The sequence below is a fragment of the Pantoea sp. Ft-CA_14 genome, assembly GCF_024520875.1.
GTDB lineage: Bacteria > Pseudomonadota > Gammaproteobacteria > Enterobacterales > Enterobacteriaceae > Pantoea > Pantoea agglomerans.
In genome coordinates this window covers 327,438-347,765 of sequence record NZ_JALNPM010000001.1, presented here as the reverse complement: position 1 = coordinate 347,765, position 20,328 = coordinate 327,438, and the positions used below count along the sequence as shown (strand labels likewise).

The 20,328-nt window shown below is 55.9% G+C and carries 16 protein-coding genes; 8 read left to right on the top strand and 8 right to left on the bottom strand.

From position 1 onward, the window contains the following. Nucleotides 1-842: 842 nt before the first annotated feature. The 4 genes from NR195_RS01695 to NR195_RS01680 are packed head-to-tail and all read right to left on the bottom strand — an operon-like array spanning nucleotide 843 to nucleotide 4,812. Nucleotides 843-1,853, bottom strand: a complete 1,011-nt coding sequence (locus NR195_RS01695) for a transketolase family protein (protein WP_022624574.1) — start codon at nucleotides 1,851-1,853, stop codon at nucleotides 843-845. 1 nt (nucleotide 1,854) lies between these two features. Then, nucleotides 1,855-2,697 (bottom strand): transketolase, encoded by an 843-nt coding sequence (locus NR195_RS01690; protein ID WP_256843974.1) that lies wholly within the window; start codon nucleotides 2,695-2,697, stop codon nucleotides 1,855-1,857. Between the two features lie 12 nt (nucleotides 2,698-2,709). After that, a complete protein-coding gene (locus NR195_RS01685) occupies nucleotides 2,710-4,008 on the bottom strand; it encodes an MFS transporter (protein WP_010246829.1) in 1,299 nt (432 codons plus the stop codon). 54 nt (nucleotides 4,009-4,062) lie between these two features. After that, on the bottom strand, nucleotides 4,063-4,812 hold the full coding sequence (locus NR195_RS01680; RefSeq protein WP_256843973.1) for an SDR family NAD(P)-dependent oxidoreductase: 750 nt from the start codon (nucleotides 4,810-4,812) through the stop codon (nucleotides 4,063-4,065). Between the two features lie 197 nt (nucleotides 4,813-5,009). On the opposite strand from NR195_RS01680, the gene NR195_RS01675 reads away from it, so the two are divergent. The 4 genes from NR195_RS01675 (at nucleotide 5,010) to NR195_RS01660 (ending at nucleotide 9,987) form a co-directional block, all read left to right on the top strand. Beyond that, nucleotides 5,010-5,912: a LysR substrate-binding domain-containing protein gene (locus NR195_RS01675; RefSeq protein ID WP_010246833.1), complete on the top strand. Its 903-nt coding sequence runs from the start codon at nucleotides 5,010-5,012 to the stop codon at nucleotides 5,910-5,912. Nucleotides 5,913-6,111: 199 nt separating this feature from the next. Continuing rightward, a complete protein-coding gene (locus NR195_RS01670) occupies nucleotides 6,112-7,563 on the top strand; it encodes a sugar porter family MFS transporter (RefSeq protein ID WP_022624569.1) in 1,452 nt (483 codons plus the stop codon). A gap of 345 nt (nucleotides 7,564-7,908) precedes the next feature. Then, complete coding sequence (gene pagP / locus NR195_RS01665; RefSeq protein ID WP_010246837.1) at nucleotides 7,909-8,469, top strand: lipid IV(A) palmitoyltransferase PagP; 561 nt, start codon at nucleotides 7,909-7,911, stop codon at nucleotides 8,467-8,469. An 18-nt stretch (nucleotides 8,470-8,487) separates the two neighbouring features. After that, entirely contained in the window at nucleotides 8,488-9,987 is a 1,500-nt protein-coding gene (locus NR195_RS01660; protein ID WP_256843972.1) for an alpha/beta fold hydrolase, read from the top strand. 39 nt (nucleotides 9,988-10,026) lie between these two features. Here NR195_RS01660 and NR195_RS01655 read toward each other — a convergent pair whose 3' ends face one another. Further along, entirely contained in the window at nucleotides 10,027-10,881 is an 855-nt protein-coding gene (locus NR195_RS01655) for an aldo/keto reductase family oxidoreductase (protein WP_187496428.1), read from the bottom strand. 95 nt (nucleotides 10,882-10,976) lie between these two features. On the opposite strand from NR195_RS01655, the gene NR195_RS01650 reads away from it, so the two are divergent. Further along, on the top strand, nucleotides 10,977-11,924 hold the full coding sequence (locus NR195_RS01650) for a LysR family transcriptional regulator (RefSeq protein ID WP_256843971.1): 948 nt from the start codon (nucleotides 10,977-10,979) through the stop codon (nucleotides 11,922-11,924). Here NR195_RS01650 and NR195_RS01645 read toward each other — a convergent pair. Together NR195_RS01645 and NR195_RS01640 are read right to left on the bottom strand one after the other, a co-directional pair. Continuing rightward, nucleotides 11,889-16,421 carry an ATP-dependent helicase gene (locus NR195_RS01645; protein WP_256843970.1) on the bottom strand — a complete coding sequence of 1,511 codons (4,533 nt, stop codon included), beginning with the start codon at nucleotides 16,419-16,421 and terminating at the stop codon, nucleotides 11,889-11,891. The two genes, NR195_RS01650 and NR195_RS01645, sit on opposite strands and share 36 nt — an antisense overlap. A gap of 109 nt (nucleotides 16,422-16,530) precedes the next feature. Beyond that, the gene (locus tag NR195_RS01640) at nucleotides 16,531-17,721 is read right to left on the bottom strand and encodes an MFS transporter (RefSeq protein WP_132499236.1); all 1,191 of its coding nucleotides are present in this window, start codon (nucleotides 17,719-17,721) and stop codon (nucleotides 16,531-16,533) included. Between the two features lie 151 nt (nucleotides 17,722-17,872). On the opposite strand from NR195_RS01640, the gene NR195_RS01635 reads away from it, so the two are divergent. The 3 genes from NR195_RS01635 (at nucleotide 17,873) to NR195_RS01625 (ending at nucleotide 19,192) form a co-directional block, all read left to right on the top strand. Continuing rightward, nucleotides 17,873-18,145, top strand: coding sequence for an antitoxin (locus tag NR195_RS01635; RefSeq protein ID WP_033773606.1), 273 nt, complete (start codon nucleotides 17,873-17,875; stop codon nucleotides 18,143-18,145). After that, on the top strand, nucleotides 18,145-18,510 hold the full coding sequence (locus tag NR195_RS01630) for a type II toxin-antitoxin system PemK/MazF family toxin (RefSeq protein ID WP_256843969.1): 366 nt from the start codon (nucleotides 18,145-18,147) through the stop codon (nucleotides 18,508-18,510). The genes NR195_RS01635 and NR195_RS01630 overlap by 1 nt, the downstream gene beginning before the upstream one ends. Before the next feature lie 289 nt (nucleotides 18,511-18,799). Next, nucleotides 18,800-19,192: a VOC family protein gene (locus tag NR195_RS01625; protein ID WP_010246853.1), complete on the top strand. Its 393-nt coding sequence runs from the start codon at nucleotides 18,800-18,802 to the stop codon at nucleotides 19,190-19,192. Nucleotides 19,193-19,315: 123 nt separating this feature from the next. Here NR195_RS01625 and NR195_RS01620 read toward each other — a convergent pair whose 3' ends face one another. Then, nucleotides 19,316-19,933 carry a pyridoxamine 5'-phosphate oxidase family protein gene (locus NR195_RS01620; RefSeq protein WP_010246855.1) on the bottom strand — a complete coding sequence of 206 codons (618 nt, stop codon included), beginning with the start codon at nucleotides 19,931-19,933 and terminating at the stop codon, nucleotides 19,316-19,318. Nucleotides 19,934-20,328 lie beyond the last annotated feature (395 nt).

Sequence of the window (20,328 nt, the reverse complement as noted above, 5' to 3'; positions counted from 1 at the left end):
TCATCGCCGTCAGCGCGCATCCGACGGTCAGAATATTGCAAGTAATGATTTTCCGGGGCTGGTTCATTAGTGACCAATCAACTTTACTAAACCTCAGTAACAGCGTACCGGCTTCACACACTCCGCTAAACCCTCTGCCTGGCCTTTCTCCAAACATTAGCCCGCCAGCGATATTTCGTTATTAACTGTTTGTTTATAATATAAAAGATGCAAGAATTTCAGCCTGAAATCGCCATGCCTGCAGTTAAACGCTTCCTCTTTTCACGACTGCGGGGGAACAGATAAGATCAGAAAAGAGGCGTATCTTACGGGCAGTAAAGTCCTGAACAGAGAGTGAAAAAAGATACTCAGAAACTATCCCTCACTTATCCACAGAAAAAGTGGATAACTTTTTCTGCGCGATAAAATTTTTTTTGAAGAGGTGCGATACAAGATGCAGCTTTGGCAGGGAACTCCATTAAAACCTGATCAGCGCGAAAAGATTGTCACAGTCTGCTCATGACGGAAAGGTAGTTGCATGGCATCAGATTCACTGTATTGGGTAAAGCAGATGAAATCGGCAGCTTACGGACGAAGAGCCCCTATCGGCCTACCTGATAAAAGGCGATGGCTCACTGCACTGCTGTTTACAGTGAATTGCGAGAAATAACGTCTGTATGGCATTGAACCGGGTTATAAGTGGCTGTTATCAGCATACAGCGTAGTTGCTGATGCGCAGAGAGTGCTGACCACTGCAATCAGTAATCAGACCGATGTGAAGTGACGTAATGCAATGATGATCTTCCACGGCAGCAGCGAACCTATGCAGAAGAAAACCGGGCCAGGCCCGGTTTTGATATGAATCAGGCTTCAAGCCAGGCGGTGATTTGCTTAACCATGGCATCCGTTGAGATGCCATAACGGTCATGCAGCGTCGGTAGTGCGCCTGCTGCAAGGAAAGCATCCGGCAGCGCAATTTGTTTAAAGCGCGGTGTCACATGGTTTCGCATTAACAGGCCGGCAATAGCTTCGCCTAAGCCACCGGTTATCGAATGATTTTCAGCGGTGATAACCAGCTGGTTATGATGCAGTGCTACTCCCGCCTCACGCAGGATGGTCTCTTCATCCAGAGGCTTAATCATGGGTGAGTGAACCACACCGACCTCAATCCCCTGCTTCTCCAGCGCTTCAGCGGCCTCAAGCGCCCGCATGGTCATCAATCCGCTGCTGATAATAACGGCATGCTTACCGCCGCGCAGGCGCTGAGCCTTACCGTGCTGATAGCGATAGTCATATTTATCCAGCACCAGCGGAACCTTACCGCGCAGCAGGCGCAAATAGACCGGACCCTGATGTTCAGCGATAGCCGGTATCACCTGGCTAATCTCCAGTGCATCGCAGGGATCGATGATAGTCAGGTTCGGCATGCCACGGAAGATTGCCAGGTCATCAGTCGCCTGATGACTCGGTCCATAACCGGTGGTCAGGCCCGGCAGTGCGCAGGCGATTTTAACGTTCAGATTCTCTTCGGCGATGGCCATGCAGATAAAATCATAAGCGCGGCGGGAAGCAAAGACGGCATAAGTGGTGACAAAAGGCATAAAGCCTTCACGCGCCATACCTGCTGCGGCGCTCATCAGTAACTGTTCCGCCATGCCCATCTGATAAAAGCGTTTCGGAAAAGCCTCTGCGAACAGGTGCAGATCGGTGTATTTACTTAAATCAGCCGTCAGCCCCACCACATCTGAGCGCTGCTCTGCCAGAGAGACCAGGGCATGTCCAAAAGGAGCTGAAACCGTGGGCTGGCCTTCAGCGGCGATCGAGGCGATCATGGCGGATGTGGTCAGACGTTTTTTTTGCGGTTGTGAACTCATCTCAGACTCCTTGCTCAAGTGCGGTCAGGGCTTTGTCCCACTCATCGGCATCGACCCGAATAAAGTGGGTTTTCTCACGACTTTCCAGAAACGGTACCCCTTTGCCCATTCGGGTATCGCAAATGATGACGCGCGGCTGGGGTTCGGGCCAGCTGCGAGCCGCATCAAAGGCGGCCTGCAAAGCAGAGATATCGTTGCCATCAACCCGCTGGGTGTACCAGCCAAAAGCCTGCCAGCGATCCACAATGGGTTCAAAAGCGAGAATCTCACTGCTATGGCCGTCAGCCTGCTGATTGTTGACGTCGATAAGGGCGATCAGGTTATCAAGTTGCCAGTGTGAGGCGGACATTGCCGCTTCCCAGGTAGAGCCTTCATTCAGTTCACCATCTGAAAGCAGGTTATAGACTCGTGCCTGCGAGCCTTTCTGTTTCAGCCCCAGACAGGCACCTACAGCAATACCTAAGCCATGACCCAGTGAACCGCCGGTAATTTCCATGCCTGGGGTATAGGCAGCCATGCCGGACATCGGCAAGCGGCTCTCATCAGTCCCATAAGTTTCCCTTTCTTCTTCAGGCATCACGCCTGCTTCCAGCAAGGCGGCGTAAAGGGCGATAGCGTAATGGCCAATCGACAGATAGAAGCGATCGCGGTCTTCCCACTCAGGTTGATCCGGCCGGTAATTCATGGCGTGGAAATAGCTGACAGCAAGCAAATCGGCGGCACCCAGCGCCTGACCGATATATCCCTGCCCCTGAATCTGCCCCATTAATAAGGCATGGCGGCGAATATTGGTGGCTCGTTGCTGCAATGAGAGCACGTGTGAAGCGTGACGAGAGTCAGTCATATTACCTCCTGATTAACGATTAACGTCCGCTGCCCGGATGCGCAGCACGCATAGCGCGCCACCCAGCAGGACGGCAGCAATAAAGTACATTCCGGAAGCGGGCGTACCGGTTGCGGTGGTGATGGTGCCTATCAGCCACGGTGAGAAAAAACCGGCCAGATTAGCAATGCAGTTCACGGCGGCGATGCCTGCGGCGGCAGAGACGCCACCTAACAGATTGGTCGGCAACATCCAGAACAGCGATGAGGCGGAAAGAATGCCCGCAGCGGCAATACAAAGGGAGAGCAGTGACAGGGAAACGCTATGGCTCAGCAGAGTTGCCAGCGTCAGTCCGGTGAGTCCGATCAGCATTGGAACAATCAGATGCCAGCGGCGTTCACGATAGCGATCGCCACTGCGCCCGGCCAGCAGCATAAAGATAATGGCGCAGAGGTAAGGCAGACTGGTCAGCAGCCCAATATGCAGCGGTTCACTGACGCCTGAGTTTCTCACCAGCGTCGGTAACCAGAACGTCAGGGCGTACTGACCCATCACCACACAGAAGTAGATCAGCGCCAGCAGCCACAGACGACGGTCGGCGACAAAGGCTTTTACCGTGCCATGACAGGCTTTCTGCTGATTATCCTCATCCAGATCGGCACGCACCCGGCGTTTCTCATCTTCGTCCAGCCAATCTGCCTGTTCAACACGATCCTTCAGAACCAGCAGTACCACTAATCCCATAACAAGGGTGGGGATAGCTTCCAGCATAAACATCCACTGCCAGCCGGCCCATCCGTGAAAGCCTGCAAAGGTCGCCATAATCCAGCCTGAGAGCGGGCCGCCAATCATCCCTGAGAGTGGAATGGCGACAAACCAGAGCACGGTCATACGTGCGCGACGGTGTGATGGAAACCAGTAGGTCAGGTAGAGCAGTAAACCTGGCGCAAGACCGGCCTCGGCGACGCCGAGCAGAAAGCGCAGCAGGTAGAACTGCCATGCGGTTTCTACAAAGGCGAACAGGGCTGAGATGATTCCCCATGTGATCATAATGCGGGCAATCCAGCGGCGTGCGCCGACACGGTGCAGGATCAGGTTACTCGGCACCTCAAAGAAGAAGTAGCCGATAAAAAAGATCCCGGCACCCAGTCCATACACGGTTTCGCTGAGAGACAAATCATCCATCATCTGTAATTTAGCGAAGCCCACATTGACGCGATCAAGATAGGCGCAGAGATAACAGAGCATCAGCCAGGGCATCAGGCGCCAGGCAATTTTGCGATAGGTGATATCGCGCGCAGCAGAGGCTGCGCTCAGATTAAGCGTGGTCATGGTGTTCACTCCCGAGGTTAGCCCGCCAGGCGTGCGGGCAGGGAAGGGCGCTATTTAATGGATCAGCATGCCGCCGTTCACATCCAGCGTGATGCCGGTGAGATAACCGGAGAGATCGCTGGCGAGAAACAGCGCAGCGTTGGCGACGTCACTGGCGGACCCAAGGCGGCCGAGCGGAATTCCGTCGAGAATGGCGTGGCGGCGTTCATCCTGTAACAGGCCACCAGTGATGTCCGTCTGGATCAGACCGGGCGTCAGGGCATTAATGCGTATCTGGTCAGGGCCAAATTCGCGCGCCATCGCTTTAGTCAGGCCCAGAACGCCCGCTTTAGCGGCACTGTAGTGCGGACCGCCGAAAATCCCGCCGCCGCGCTGTGCTGAGACCGAGGACAGGCAGATGATGCTGCCGCCTTTCTGCTGCTGCATGGTGGGGATCACCGCCTGAGACATCAGCAGCGTGCCGCGCAGATTGACATCAAGAATACGGTTGTAATCCTCGATGCCGATTTCCAGTGTTTTAACCGGCTGAGTAATACCTGCATTGTTGACCAGCACATCAATACGGCCGAAGTGCCCAAGAACCTGGTCGATGGCACGACGAACAGAGAGGGGATCGGTCACATCTGTGGCCAGGCCGAGATGCCCATCACCACAAGACAGTGCGCTGGCCTGGGCGGCCTGCAGATCTAAATCGAGCACCACCACGCGCGCGCCATGCTGAGCAAAACAGGCGGCTGTGGCCCGGCCAATGCCGCGCTGAGAGGCGGCACCTGTAATAATCGCAACTTTATTTTCGAGTAACATTGTCCACTCCAGAAAAATAATTATTAGTGGTTCGGTATCGCTACCGGCAGGGTCACGATCAGAATTGATAAAGCGGCTAATATTGGCAATGCAAAAAAATTCATTTGATGCTGAATGAATTTGTTGGTTTGATGCAGTTAACAATTCTGCGATTTAAAAATGGGCACACATCACAAAATTCCAGTGTGGAGAGGCGGATGGAAAAGCAGTCTGATCACTTACCTTCGATTAAATCACTGCGGGTTTTTGAGCAGGTGGCCCATTTTGGTAATGTCGCGCGTGCGGCCGAGGAATTAAGTATTACGCCTTCGGCGGCCAGTCATCAGCTGGCAAAACTGGAGCGTGAACTGGGCTGTATTCTGTTTAATCGTTCGGCAAAGGGCGTAGTGCTGACGCTGTCGGGTGAGCACTACCTCAGGGAGATTGGTCCGATACTGCTGAGTCTGACGCAGGCGACTGCACGCATTAGTAACGAGAAAGCCCGCAGCAACCTCAGGATCCACTGCGCGCCCAGTTTCGGTCTGCTGTGGCTGTTGCCGCGCATCCATAAATTTCGCGACAGCTATCCCGAGTTCCAGCTCACGCTCTCCTGCTCTTACGAGAATTTATCTTTCAGCCGCGACAATATTGATATTGCGATACGCCATGGATTCCCGGACTGGAACTCATTCGAGATTAAAACGATCCGCCACGAAAGAATGTCGGTGCTGGCCTCGCCTGAGTATCTGAAAAAACATCCTGTTAATCAGGCCGCTGATTTAATTCATCATGCGCTGATATTATCGGAGTCGCCGCTTATTCAGTGGCCGCAGTGGTTTGCTTCTCAGCAATTACCTCAGCCAGATAAAGAGTGGTTATTTCGCTTTGATCGCTCTTATATGAGTCTTGAGGCGGCGATGTTAGGCCACGGTCTTATATTTGAAAGTGAATTGCTGGCGGAGGATTATCTGCGCAGTGGAAAACTGGTCAGAGTCTTGTCCGAACAGGAGAGTCTGCCCGTCAGCGCCCATCATCTGGTCTTCCCGCGTGGATTTGCCCAGTTTCCCCGCGTCGCGCATTTCCTGAGCTGGATCCAGCAGGAACTGAAAGTGTTAACCTAATGTTAAAACAACTTTCACGACGTCATTATTGCGCTGGTTTATTTATCCGGTTAACTATCCCTGTTATAAAAATCGCATTGCTAAAGCTAACTTTTAAATACCGTCTACACTTCTTTACCCACTCGGTAAATATGTTCCATTTCTATTCCGTATGAAATTTAATCAAACGGATGTTTAACTAATTAATGGCAGGGATATTATGAGTACGAATACACCAGACTCTGGTGAAGCGGGCGATCACGCGCCTGCGGATACGGTACGCCAGCGCATTTTTTTAGTGGTACTGGTTGCCACTATGGGCGCGCTGGCTTTTGGTTATGACACCGGGATAATCTCGGGTGCGTTACCCTACATGACCTCACCACCCGATCAGGGTGGACTTGGACTGAATTCATTCACTGAAGGGCTGGTAGCCTCTTCGCTGGTGTTCGGTGCCGCGATAGGCTCTTTCCTGAGTGGTTTCTTCTCTGACCGGTTTGGCCGGCGTATTACACTACGCAGCCTGGCGGTTATTTTTGTGCTGGGTTCACTGGGAACAGCGCTGGCGCCTTCTGTCAATGTCATGGTGGCAATGCGCTTCCTGCTGGGGATTGCGGTCGGTGGCGGTTCCTCTACCGTGCCGGTGTTTATCGCCGAAATTGCCGGACCGCGCCTGCGTGCGCCGCTGGTCAGCCGCAATGAGCTGATGATCGTTACCGGACAGCTCATTGCTTATGTTGCCAGTACGCTGCTGAGCTATCTGCTGCATGATGAGCACTTGTGGCGCTACATGCTGGCAATTGCCATGGTACCGGGTCTTTTGCTGTTTATCGGCACGTTCTTCGTTCCCGCCTCACCACACTGGCTGGTCGCGGAAGGGCGTCTGAAAGAGGCTAAAAAGATCCTGAAGTATCTGCGTGAAACGCCGCGTGAAGTGCGCCATGAGATGGCGCAGATGAAGAAGCAGGCGAGAGCGGCGGAACGTGGACCGGATGCGAAAACCCTGATCCGTGAGAAGTGGGTGATTCGCCTGATGGTTATCGGCGTCGGTCTGGGCTTTGTTGCCCAGTTCACCGGGGTTAATGGTTTTATGTATTACACCCCGATCATCCTTAAACAGACCGGACTTGGCACCAGCGCCTCGATTGCCGCGACCATCGGTAACGGCGTGGTCTCAGTGGTGGCGGCGATTGTAGGTATCTGGGCGGTTAGTCGCTTCCCGCGCCGGACGATGCTGATTACCGGCCTGTGTCTGGTGGTCGCTTCGCAGATTATGCTGGGCAGCGTGATGACCTTTATCGCTCCCAGCCTGATGCAGAGCTACCTCGCCCTGGCCTGTATTCTGCTGTTCCTGTTCTGCATGCAGATGTGCATCTCGCCGGTCTACTGGCTGATGATGTCGGAACTGTTCCCGATGCAGTTGCGTGGCGTATTAACCGGCGGCGCTGTCTCACTACAGTGGATCTTTAACGCGATAGTCGCCTTTGGTTTTCCACCGATAATGGAATATGCCGGCAGCACCACCTTCTTTATCTTTGCCGCGATTAATGTCGGGTCGCTGATCTTCGTGATGGCGATGGTGCCAGAGACGCGGGGCAAAAGCCTGGAAGAGATTGAGTCACACATGAAAGAGAAGTTTGGTGAAAAGCCAAAAGAGGCTGAAGCCTCCTGAGTCTCCCACCGGATTCAGCCCACCGGCTGAATCCGGTTTTACCTCCTTATCGCCTTATCTTGTTACCTCCTTATCTTCTTACTAACCGTTGCACCGCATTTCTCCGTCCTTATCCTCACTAAATCCCAGCAGACAACATTCACTGTAATCAGCAATTTTCCCTCGATTAATTTCCATACAGTTCTGGCGATTTCAGGCTGAAATCGCCAGAACCTGACTGAATAAGCTGTCGTTATTGTCTTCAGAAACTACCGGTTAAGCGAAGCATGACCGCTGACAAAGATTGCCTCAGGCTCTGCGCTATACTCATTTTTCATCTGCTCCGCACGCTGACCGGTACGCACTATGAAAATTTCAACCACGACGGCAGTTTTTGCCGCACTGCTGACTGCTGCGCCATTACATGCTGAAAACACACCAATCTCCTCCTGGTGGAATGGATTCACTGACGATGTTGCGCAGACCTGGAACGCGCCTCAGCATACCGATCTCTACCTGCCATTTATCAGCTGGCACGCCCGCTTTATGTACGACAAAGAAAAAACCGATAACTATAACGAGAATCCCTGGGGAGGCGGTCTGGGCATTTCCCGCTACAGCGACAGCGGCAACTGGAGCGCGCTTTATGCAATGGCTTTCAAAGACTCACACAATGAGTGGCAGCCGATTGTCGGTTATGGCTGGGAGAAGGGCTGGTATCCTGGTTCGAATCAGGACTTTCGTCTTGGCGCGGGATTAACCGCCGGTATCACCGCACGCGAAGATTTTGGTAACTATATTCCGCTACCGATTATTCTGCCGCTGTTCTCTGCCGGTTATAAGGCGCTGAATGTACAGTTCACCTATATTCCGGGCACGTACAATAATGGCAACGTGCTGTTCGCGTGGTTTCGCTATGCATTTTAATTTTTCAGGAAAGGATTTATGACCCGGAGGTGGAAAACCGTCACCCGCAGGCTCTGGCGTCTTGCGATTGTGTCTGGAGTATTGTTACTGCTGCTACTGATTATTCGAATCTATGAAGCGGAGCGCGGGCCGGAGTTACATCGCTGGCACACCTGGGTCCCGCATGAACTGACAGTGGAACAGCTTGATAATGCGACCTATGCTGACTACCTCAAGGCCGAAAATCATCTGTTCGACGAGATGAAGCAACAGGTCAGTGACCGACTGGATGCGGAAGAAAAAACGCCACTCAACCGATACTATGCTGGCAGCATGATCTATCCGGGGCATTTCGCGCAGGACTGGAACCGTTCCTATATTCTGCAACCGACGGGCAGGCCGCGCGGTGCGGTAGTGCTGTTACATGGACTGACCGACAGTCCTTACAGTCTGCGGCATGTGGCAGAGGCTTACCGTCAGCAGGGTTATGTGGCGGTGGCGATACGGTTACCGGGTCACGGTACGGTGCCTGCGGGTCTGACCGATGTTGACTGGCAGGACTGGATGGCCGCCACACGCCTGGCGGTGCGGGAAGCGACCCGGCTGGCGGGCACGCAGACGCCGCTGCATCTGGTGGGTTTCTCGAACGGCGGGGCGCTGGCGGTAAAATATGCGCTCGACAGCCTGGGCGATCACACGCTGCGTCGTCCGCAGCAATTGATTCTGTTATCGCCGATGATCGGTGTGACTCGTTTTGCCCGGTTCGCAGGTGTTGCCGGGTTGCCCTCTGTTTTCCCTGCCTTTTCGAAAGCGGCCTGGCTGAATATCGTGCCGGAGTTTAATCCGTTTAAATACAACTCTTTTCCGGTTCACGCTGCCCGGCAGACCTATTTGCTGACGCAGGCGCTGCAGAAAGAGATCCTGCAATATGCGCGTAATCAGCAGCTCTCCGGTTTCCCGCCCGTGCTGACCTTTCAGTCGGTAATGGATTCCACCGTCAGTACGCCTTCGGTCATCCGCTCGCTCTATAATTATCTGCCAGTGAACGGCAGCGAACTGGTGCTGTTCGATATCAATCAGGCGGTCAGCGTCAGTCCGTTATTCCGCCACTCCTCATATACCGCGGTTAATCAGCTGTTGCCTGCAGCGCGTCGGAATTACTCATCCACGGTGATCACTAATGCCTCCGCCACCTCACTGGAGATGGTGACAAAAAGCGTTCCCGCGGGAGAGATGCAGGAACGGATTCAGCCGCTGGCAATTGCCTATCCTGCGGGTCTCTACTCGCTGTCGCACGTTGCGATTCCGTTCCCGGCCGAGGATGGGTTATATGGCAGTGCGCCCGCGCAGAAGAATGAGTTTGGTATCAGTTTTGGGACGTTGTCACTGCGCGGCGAGAGTGCAGTGCTGATTGTCGGGCTGGACTCAATTATGCGCGCCACCTCTAACCCGTTTTATCCTTATATGATTAACCGAATCGATCACCACATCAGTTGTAGCGACAAGCCGCAACTTGCGGCCTGCCTCAGCAGTTTCTGAATCAGTACAGCATCAGGCCCGCATCGTGCGGGCTTGATGTTAAATAGCGTTCAGCTTTTCCATCACATCATCCGACAGTTCCAGGCTGCCGCTGGCAAGATTCTCTTTAAGATGTTCCGGGGAAGAGGTGCCTGGAATCAGCAGAATATTTGGCGATCGCCGCAGCAGCCACGCAAGTGCGACCTGCATCGGCGTGGCATTCAGGGATGCAGCCACTTCATTAAGCTGATCCGACTGCAACGGAGAAAAGCCGCCCAGCGGGAAGAACGGCACATACGCAATTCCCTGCTGCGCCAGCTGATCCACCAGCTCATCATCCTGTCGATGCGCCAGGTTATACATATTCTGCACGCAGACAATCGGCGTCATCGCCTGAGCTTCTGCGATCTGCGTGGCGGTAACGTTACTCAGGCCAATATGGCGAATCAGTCCGCGTGCCTGTAACGCCATCAGCGCCTCCAGTTGTGGCTTCAGAGAGCCTTCTTTGGGCCTGGCCGGATGCAACATACTGCGCAGGTTCACCACTTCAATCACATCCAGCCCCAGGTTGCGCAGGTTATCTTCAACTGCCTGCGTCAGCGCCTCTGGCTCCATCGCCGCCAGCCAGCCGCCTTTGGCGTCGCGGCGGGCACCCACTTTGGTGACGATGCAGAGATCCTGCGGGTAGGGATGTAGCGCCTTTTTAATCAGCTGGTTGGTTTCGTGCGGGCCATAAAAGTCGCTGGTGTCGATATGATTAACGCCTGCCGCGACAGCATCGCGCAAAACCTGGATTGCCCGGGCTTCATCTTTTACCGGGCCGAACACGCCCGGCCCGGCCAGTTGCATTGCGCCGTAGCCAATACGGTTAACTTCACGATCGCCTAACGTAAAAGTCATGGTGGTGTTTGACATGAAAACCTCCTGCGTGAATGTAGATCAATTGTAACGGTGATTCAGCTGTGCAACTATCCGGTGAAATCAGGACAGACTGTACGGGGTGATGCACAATGGCGATCGATATGGCGCTGCTGGATGCCGTCGTGGCGGTGGCAAAAGCGGGAGGATTTCGGGAAGCGGCACGCGTCACCGGCAGCAATGCGTCACGCCTGAGCGATGCGGTACGACGGGCGGAACAGCAGCTGGGCATTCGTCTGTTTCACCGCACCACTCGCACCGTGGTGTTAACCGAAGCAGGCAGGGCGCTGATGGAACGTCTGCTGCCCGCGATCAATGAAGTTAACGCCGCGCTGGATGCGGTGAATCGCTACCGTAACACCCCTGGTGGCACGCTGCGGCTGAATGTGCCGGTCAGTGCAACCCGGCAGGTGCTGCCCGCGCTGGTGCCGGAATTTTTGCAGCGTTATCCCGACATCCGGCTGGAAATTGTGGCGGAGAGCAGCGTGCAGGATGTCTTTCGTGACGGTTGTGACGCCGGGATTCGTTATGATGAGCGGCTGGAGCAGGATATGGTGGCGATGCCCATTGGCCCCAGACAGCAACGGTTCGCGCTGGCGGCTTCTCCGGCTTATCTGGCAGAACATGGCCGACCGGAACATCCGCGCGATCTGATCCATCATCGCTGTCTGCGTGGCCGTTATGCCAGCGGCATCATGGCTGACTGGACCTTCAGCCACGAGGGCGAAGAGATCAGCGTTGAAACCAGCGGGCCGCTGGTGGTTTCGGTCGGTGGCGCAATGGATCTGGCGGTGGAGGCGGCCATCGCCGGAAGCGGCGTGATATATCTGTTTGATGAGTGGCTCAGGCCAGCCCTTGACAGCGGCAGGCTGGAACCGCTGCTGCAACCCTGGTGGCTGACTTTCTCCGGTCCGTGGCTCTATTACAACGATCGCCGCCTGATCCCCGCCCCGCTTCAGGCATTTATCGACTTTGTGCGCGAAAAAAACGGGCGCGAAAACAACTCAGCTATACCAGCTAAACCCCTGTGGCACCCGTGAAAATCCGGCATGTCGCAACGCGTTAAGCAGCGGTGACTGCGAAACCGGTTCACCATCTACCTTCTCAAGCGTGAAACTCGCGGGCTTTTCACGCTTCAGTGCCAGGCCCAGCGCCGCCACCGCGACCTGCTGCAGCGCGGCATCGTCGATGAATGTCAGCAACTCTTTGCCTCCCGGCGTCAGATAAAGCACCAGCGCGCCGCCTGCAATCACCACGCGTCCCCCCTGACGGCGGGTCGGGCGGATGCCGCTGGCGTGGAGCGGCCAGCTCAGTAACGCGCCAAATGGATTCGCCGGGTCCGGTGCGGCCAGCGCCACCGCCTCTGTCGCGGTCAGCGGCTTTTCTGCCAGCTCCCGCAGCCGCTCAATGGTGTTATGGTAGGCAAACTGCGCGCCGCCCGCACCAGCGACAAACCGGCCACGCAGCAGCCGTCCGGCATCTTCCATGCTGCGTAATACCGGCTGTAACGCCGGGAATCCTCCGGGGATCTGCTCCGATATCGCGCTACCACGGCTGATCACCCCATAACGGTCGAGAAGATTTTCCACCAGCGACAGGGCCAGCCGGGCAGGAGCAACCTCCTGTCGGTTAACCCGCGACCAGCGACCAGCCAGCGTGTTGACCGCCGGTCGGCGTGCAGAAAGTGCGCCCGGGGTGAAGCGCTGACCAAAACGGGTGCGCAGGGAACGCGCGGGACGTGAACGGGTCGCGCCTGGCGTGGTCAGCAGCCCACGCACCGCAATCCAGCTATCGGCAGTGACATAGCCCTGCCACACCAGTTGCCACAGGGCAGCATAAATGTCGGTGGTTTGCGTCTCTGCCTCGTCCATCTGTGCCATGATCTCATGAACAAACCACGAGCCACCCCGGCTCAATGCGTCGAGAGTCGCCTGCTGAATCGGCGTCAGAGGCTGTGTGGTGTCAATCACCGGCAGTGTTTCAGCGGCATATTCCGTGAGGTGCAGCGAAATCAACCCATCATTCTGACCCAGCGCTTTATGTCCGCACCAGGTAACCTCGCCACTGGCTAACAGTTCATCGAGCATCGCGGGCTGATAGTCGGCTATCCTGGCGCGCAGGATTTGTGACTCCCACAGCGAGGCCGGTAGCGGCACGCCCGCAAGTTGCTCAACTACCCGCAACAGCCCGTTAACCCCGTGATGCTCTTCACGCTGCGTGTTAAGCACACCGTGACGCTCCAGCAGCAGGTTGATCCAGGCGGCAGGTGGAACAGGCCGGGTTGCTTCACGTGCTGATTGCAGTGAACGTAAGCGTAACCGTTTGAAGATCTCTGTGGAAACCCACTCCGTATCCGATGCGCCCTCTGGCGAACCCATATTGAGCAGGTTGCCCTGCTGATGCAGGGAAAGCAGCACCTCATTCACAATGGCCACACCCAGACCAAAATGCGTGGCCAGCTGTCGGGCGGTGAACAGGGTATGGGTACGGGCGTAGCGGTTAATGAGATCGCGGAGCGGATCGGCCTGCGGCTCCAGAAATGTTCCGGGCAGATCGTCAGGCAGTACAACGGCCAGTGCATCGCGCAGGCGGGCTGCATCTTCAATGATCGCCCAGCGCTCTTCACCGGCAAGGGTGACCGTAATCATTCGCTGCGCGGCCGCGAACTGCGTTATGGCTTCCGCGATCTGCTGGGCGTTGCCACTGAAACGTGCCGCAATACCGGCAACCGGGAGCGGGCCAAGATCGCGCAGCAGATCGATAATGCCTTCGGTGTGCTGCGCCTGATAGCGGGAATCGATGCGCTGCAGTTCCTGTTCAACCTGCTCAACGACGTCAGGTGCCAGCAAATCACGCTTGCTGGTCTGGCCGAGCAGCTCACCCAGCAGGTTACTGTCGAGCGCCAGCAGTGAGGCGCGCCGTTCTGCCAGGGGGGCGTCGCTGGCGTAAATAAACTCTGCAACATAGCCAAACAGCAGCGGCGCGGCAAAAGGGGAGGGCTGTTCGGTCGTCACCTCGACCAGCTTTACCTTTCCCTGTGCCATCTGTTCCATCAGCTGGTGCAGGGCAGGCAGATCGTAGACATCCTGCAGACATTCGCGTGCGGTTTCGATAAGGATGGGGAAATCGTCATACTGTCGTGCAACTTCCAGCAACTGACCGGCGCGCAGCCGCTGCTGCCAGAGCGGCGAACGTTTGCCCGGATTACGCCTCGGCAGCAGCAGAGCGCGTGAGGCACATTCACGGAAGCGGGCGGCAAACAGCGCCGACTGACCGACACTCTCAGTGACCTCCCGGGTCAACTGGTCGGCGTCGAACATAAACAGGTCAGCGCCGGGTAATACTCCCTCACTGGCGGGAAAGCGGGCCACGATGCCGTCATCGCTGGCCGCAACAGAAGCATCAATGCCCAGGCGTTGCTGGATTCGGGCGGCAATCGCCAGCGCCCAGGGCGCATTGACCCGCTTTCCCCAGGGCGAATGCAGGATCATCCGCCAGTCGCCGATTTCGTCACGGCAGCGTTCAATCAGCAACGTGCGATCGTCCGGCAGTACGCTGGTGACGGCGCGTTGTTCAGCCAGCAAAGCCAGCAGATTCGTGACTGCGCGGGCATCCAGCCCCAGCGCGCGCAACTGCTCCTGCGCGTCTACCGGTGAAGCCGCACTCAGATGACGCAGAAACAGCCCGAGGCTGGCACCCGATTCGGCCGAGCGGCCCACACCTTCTCCGCGCCAGAAAGGCAGACGAGCCGGACGGCCTGGCGCAGGCACCACCAGTACCTGGTCGTGGGTAATCTGCTGAATCCGCCACGACGTTGCGCCCAGGGTAATAATGTCATTGACCCGCGACTCATAGACCATCTCTTCATCCAGTTCGCCGACACGACGTGAGCCAGCCTGCTCTTCGCCTTCCGGCAGGATGACGCTGAACATGCCGCGATCGGGAATGGTGCCGCCGCTGGTCACGGCCAGATGCTGAGCGCCGGGTCGCGGCGTCAGCAATCCGCTCTGACGATCCCACACCAGCTGCGGCCGCAGCTGAGCAAAAGCGTCTGAGGGAAACTTACCCGCCAGCATATCGAGCGTGGCATCAAACAGCCGACGCGACAGAGTGCGAAACGGATCGGCCCGACAGACCTGCGCATACCAATCATCGACCTGTAAGGGATCCATTGCGACGGCCGCCAGGGTTTGCTGCGCCAGAATATCGAGCGGGTTACGCGGCGGAGCCAGCGCATCGAGCTGGCCCGCACGCATCGACTGCAATATGACGGCCGAATCCAGCAGATCGCGCCGGGTGCGCGGAAACAGGATGCCGGTTGATACGCCGCCAACCTGATGTCCGGCGCGTCCCACGCGCTGCAGTGCACTGGCCACTGAAAGCGGTGCGCCCACTTGGATCACCAGATCCACCGGTCCCATATCAATGCCAAGTTCCAGACTGGAAGTCGCCACTACGCAGCGCAGTCTGCCCAGCTTCAATGCGGCTTCAATCTCGCCTCGCTGCTCCTTCGAGACGGACCCGTGGTGCGAGCGGGCAATAAGATCGTCACTGTCGTCCGGTTCTGCATCCCGATCGCCAGCGGCTGTCTGCTGCGCCAGATAACGCGCATTGAGCCGCGCAGTCAGCTTTTCCGCCAGGCCACGCGAATTCACAAACACCAGCGTGGCGCGATGGGACATGACCTGCTGCAGAATGCGCGCTTCAATGTGCGGCCAGATCGAACCGCTGGCAGAGGTGGCTTCCCCGGTCAGGTCATCGGGGCTGGCGATATCGGTCATATCTTCGACCGGAACCTCGATGGTCAGGTGCAGCGTCCGATCGGCGGCCGGATTAACGACCTGAACGGGCTGACAGCCGCCAAGGAAGGCGGCCACCCGCTCAACCGGTCGTACCGTGGCGGAAAGCCCGATACGCTGGGCGGGCTGTGGCAGCAGCGCATCCAGCCGCTCCAGGCTCAGCGCCAGCTGGGAACCCCGCTTTGTTCCCGCCACCGCATGCACCTCATCGACGATGACCGTGGCCACGCCCTGCAGTGTCGTTCGCGCTTTTGAGGTCAGCATCAGAAACAGTGACTCGGGCGTAGTGATCAGGATATCGGGCGGGCGGCGCACCAGCCTGGCGCGCTCTGCATCGGGCGTATCGCCGGATCGCATTCCGATATTCAGAGTGATCTCTGGCTCATTCAGCGCCTGCCGCTCAGCGTAAACGCCTGCCAGCGGCAGATTAAGGTTGCGCTGTACGTCCGCGGCCAGCGCTTTAACCGGTGAAATATAGAGTATGCGGGTGGTCGTTTCACGTGCAGGTGAGGGCTGCGCGGTTCGGAACTGAAACAGCGTGTCGATGGCGGTGAGGAAGGCCGCCAGCGTCTTCCCTGAACCGGTCGGGGCGATCACCAGCGCATGCTCTCCGCTGGCTATCGCCTGCCATGCCGCCTGCTGCACCGGCGTGGGTGCAGCAAAGGTGGCAGAAAACCAGCGTCGTGTGGCGGATGAAAACCGGGCTAAAACCGCATCAGAATGGGATTTCGACATCATACTCACGGTATCACGCAGCAACTGCGCCTGAAATTAATCCGTTGAGTGTAAGTGAAAATTGCCGTTTGTGGATGACGCGGCAGATATCTGGCCGCGTCGGGCGGGTTTATTAACTGGCCGCTCCGGCTAAAGCGCGACCTCTGATCGCCAGCAGCGACACCAGTGCCAGCACGATAATAGTCATGCCATAGAACCAGGCGGTCTGGTTCAGCCCGATATGGGGCGCTGCCATTCCGGCGGCAATCGCAGGCAGGGCAAAGGCGAGATAGCTTTTGATTAAAAAGGCGGAGAACAGTCCGGCGCGTTCATGACTTTCAGCTAACTGCATAATGATCTTCAGCACGCTGGAGAAAATCGATCCAAATCCCTGACCCGCAATGGCAGTGCCGAGATAGAGCCAGGCCACGCTGTGCAGAGAAAGGCCCGCAAGAGTGACGCTGACGCCCGCTATCAGCATCAGCGTACCGATAACTAATGCCCGCGCAGGCGGTAACGGGCGAAAGAGAAATACTGCTGCCGTTGCGCTCAGCATCAGCGTCGCCACAATCGAGCCGCCGATAAAAGGCGAGGTCAGGCCGGTTGCGTTCGCCACCATTGAGGGCATCAGTGAAAGGTAAAATCCGCCCAGCATCCAGGTTGCGATATTAACCGGCGTCACCATTAACAGCGGGCCCAGCGCGCGTCGCGGTATGCTGACCTGAGGTCGCAGTGCGGCCAGAACACCCGGCTGAGGCGCAATGGTTTCTGGTATTAGCGGCAACAGCGCCATGGCAACCAGCATCAGTATCAGCAGCAGCGCGTAAAGCGTCACCGTGGGAAAGGGCGCAAAGGTGACCAGTATGCCGCCCGCCAGCGTGCCCAGCGTCATCCCCAGAAAGGCGGTGAATGAGTTCAGCAGTGGCCCACGGGTTTTACTGGCGTCAATCAGGCTGGCACCAAAGGTCGGTAAGGCAATACCGGTTGCAAAGCCCTGCACCAGCCGGGCGGCGATTAAGGTGGTGGCAGAGTTGGCAGACATAAAGATCACCAGCGCGACCGCATTGATCGCCAGCGCCAGCAGCATCAGCGGGCGGCGGCCGGTATAGTCGGACACTTTACCGACCGTCAGCAGCGCGGCCAGCAACGCGAAAGCATAGGCACCAAAGATCAGCGTCAGCATGGTCGGCGTCAAATGGAACAGGCTGCGATAAAGTGGGTAGAGCGGCGTTGGCGCACTGCTGGTGGCGGAGATCAGCGCCGCACCGGTAAAACTGAAAAGCGTGGTGCGGGCAGCAGCCTGAGGCGTCAATGTGGGGTTCATGAAATTACCTTAATGCAAAGTATTAGCTTTTAATAAGGTATACGGCTATCTGTGCCTTAATGCAATATCTTTGCTTTAACCTATTTTGCTGTGTGACTTAGTGTCACCCTGTGGTAAGGTTTGTGTTACTAAGTCACACATGGGAGGAGATATGGCTTCAACAAGACTTCGTCAGCAGGGCGGGGCGGTCGTGCTGACTATCCCCAGCGAGATTGCTGCCAGAGCGGGCTGGACTGTTGGCATTGAGCTGGACGTCACCGCAGAAGGCGAATCCGTGAATATTGTGCCGGTAACGCGTGTACCACGCGGTCGCCGCACAGTTGCTCAGTTGCTGGCCGGTATCGATCAGCAGGAAATTCAACAGTATAACGAAGAGGCCGCGGACGGGCTGAACGACGCGACGCAGGGCAGGGAGCATATCTGATGGTTTCAAGGAGAGTGCCGCAGAAAGGCGAAATCTGGCACGTTAATGGCGATCCGGTTGAAGGGCGAGAGTTTAAAGGGCCGCATTATTACCTTGTTATCTCGCAACGGGAGTTGGTTGCGGCTTTGGGAACGGCAGTTTGCGTGCCGGTAACAAGTGGCGGCGGCGCATCACGCTCACAGGGCGTGACCGTTTATCTGGACGGTAACAGCACAGATACCGGCAAAGTGACCGGCGTGGCGCTGTGCTATCAGGTGCGCTCGCTTGACCTGACTGCGCTCAGGGCAAGCTATGCCGCCACCGTTGAGCCACATGTTATGGATGAAATATTGTCTTTGGTCGTAGACCTTATCGACCCGCGGTAAATCAACACTGGCTGAAAGTTAAAACTTAATAATTATAAATTCCTGGAAAGCATAAAGGTCTGGTCCATATTGTGATCGTGTGACCTGATGCAAGCGTTACAACCCCAAATGGGGCTCGTTTATGCTAACTCACATCCGCTCTCCCTTCGCCTGCGCTTTGTCTCTCCGGGCCGCTTTCCTGCGCTCTTCTCTGTCCGTTTCCTGATACGTGTTGTTATGTGCTTTGCGGGTTGTTTATCAATAATATTTCGGCGAGTCTCACTGTTAATAACAATCAGGGAGCCAGATGATGAAGATAGCTGAGATCGATCATATCCATCTCTACGTTGAAAATATTGAACAGGCAGAAAAGTGGTACAACGAGATCCTGGGCTTTGAACGCGACCCTTCCCTGTACTTCTGGTTTGAACAGGGTGGGCCGCTGGTCATAAGAAATAACAGGGCATCACTCTCTCTTTTCCTGCGAAAATCTCAGCCACCAGGCCATACGGTGGCTTTCGGGGTGGCAGCATCATTTTTCAACGAACTTATGCCTGTACTCCGTAAGAATAAAATCCCTTTCAGCGTCAGTGACCACGACGTGTCGATGTCCGTCTATTTCAGCGATCTCAGTAATAATAAAATTGAAGTGACCTCTTACGACTACCTGCATGCAAAGCAGATACTGGAGAGCTTTGCGTAACGCTATCGCAGTTTGCGCTTAGAGGCGTGACTGCAGGCGCACTGTGATCTCCGCTCCGAAAGTATAAGTACTTCACTCATCAGCACGCTGGAGGAAGTTAAGCCTCCAGGCCCTGAACGGCGATTAATAAAGTGAGTTCTTCAATCGCTCAGGCAGCGCTTTGTCGTAGGCATCGCCATCAATCTCTGCAATCTGTTTGAGGATCGAACCGGTGCTGGGCAGCGACTGCCGTGAGATCTGCGTTTCGGCATCCCATAATCCGGAGCGAATAATCGCCCGGCTGCACTGAAAGAAAACGCTCTCCACAGTGATGCGCAATACGGTTTTTGGCAGCTGATTGTTGATGGCAAAGCGCTCAAGCAGCGCCGGGTCGGTGCTGATTGCTGCCGTGCCGTTCACGCGCAACGTCTCGCCAATGCCAGGGATGAGAAAAAGCAGCGCTACCCGATTGTCATGCAGAATGTTGCGCAGGCTGTCGATGCGGTTATTGCCGCGTCTGTCGGGTAATAACAGGGTCTTGTCATCTTCGATTTCGATAAATCCGGCCGGATCGCCGCGCGGTGAAACATCCAGTCCCTCGGGCCCCGACGTTGCCAGCGCCACAAAAGGCGAGGCGGCGATAAACGGACGATAGGCGGGATGAATATGATCCGTCTCTTTAGCGACAGAGGGCCGGGCGACCGTGCCGTAAAGACCTTCAAGTTCGGTAAGTTCAGTGATAATGCTGCTCTGTTCAGACATTTTTGCACTTTCCTTTCACTATTCAGATCCTCATAACGCTGAAGGTGAGACTACACAGACCCGACGCGCCAGTTTAAGCAGCACTTTAACACCCATGCAGCGTATTCAGAACCCGTGCGCCACCCTTTATGGCAATCGCCCCAGGTGAATCCGTCTTCCCGCCGCGAAAACAGCTTATTACCTGGGGCGGCAACCTCTTTCCACCCTTTACCAATATCAGAAGCACAACACAACGTAGTGACAGCCTCTGATGAGAGGTCCATTTTCTGCAATCAGATGAGCACGAAAACCGCGACTTGCGCACTGAAATTAGCCGCCGTTCGTTAAGAGTATTAACAGAGTTGGTGACAGCAGAAGTTGCTGATATAAAGAGTAAAGATTGCTTATTCAGCACC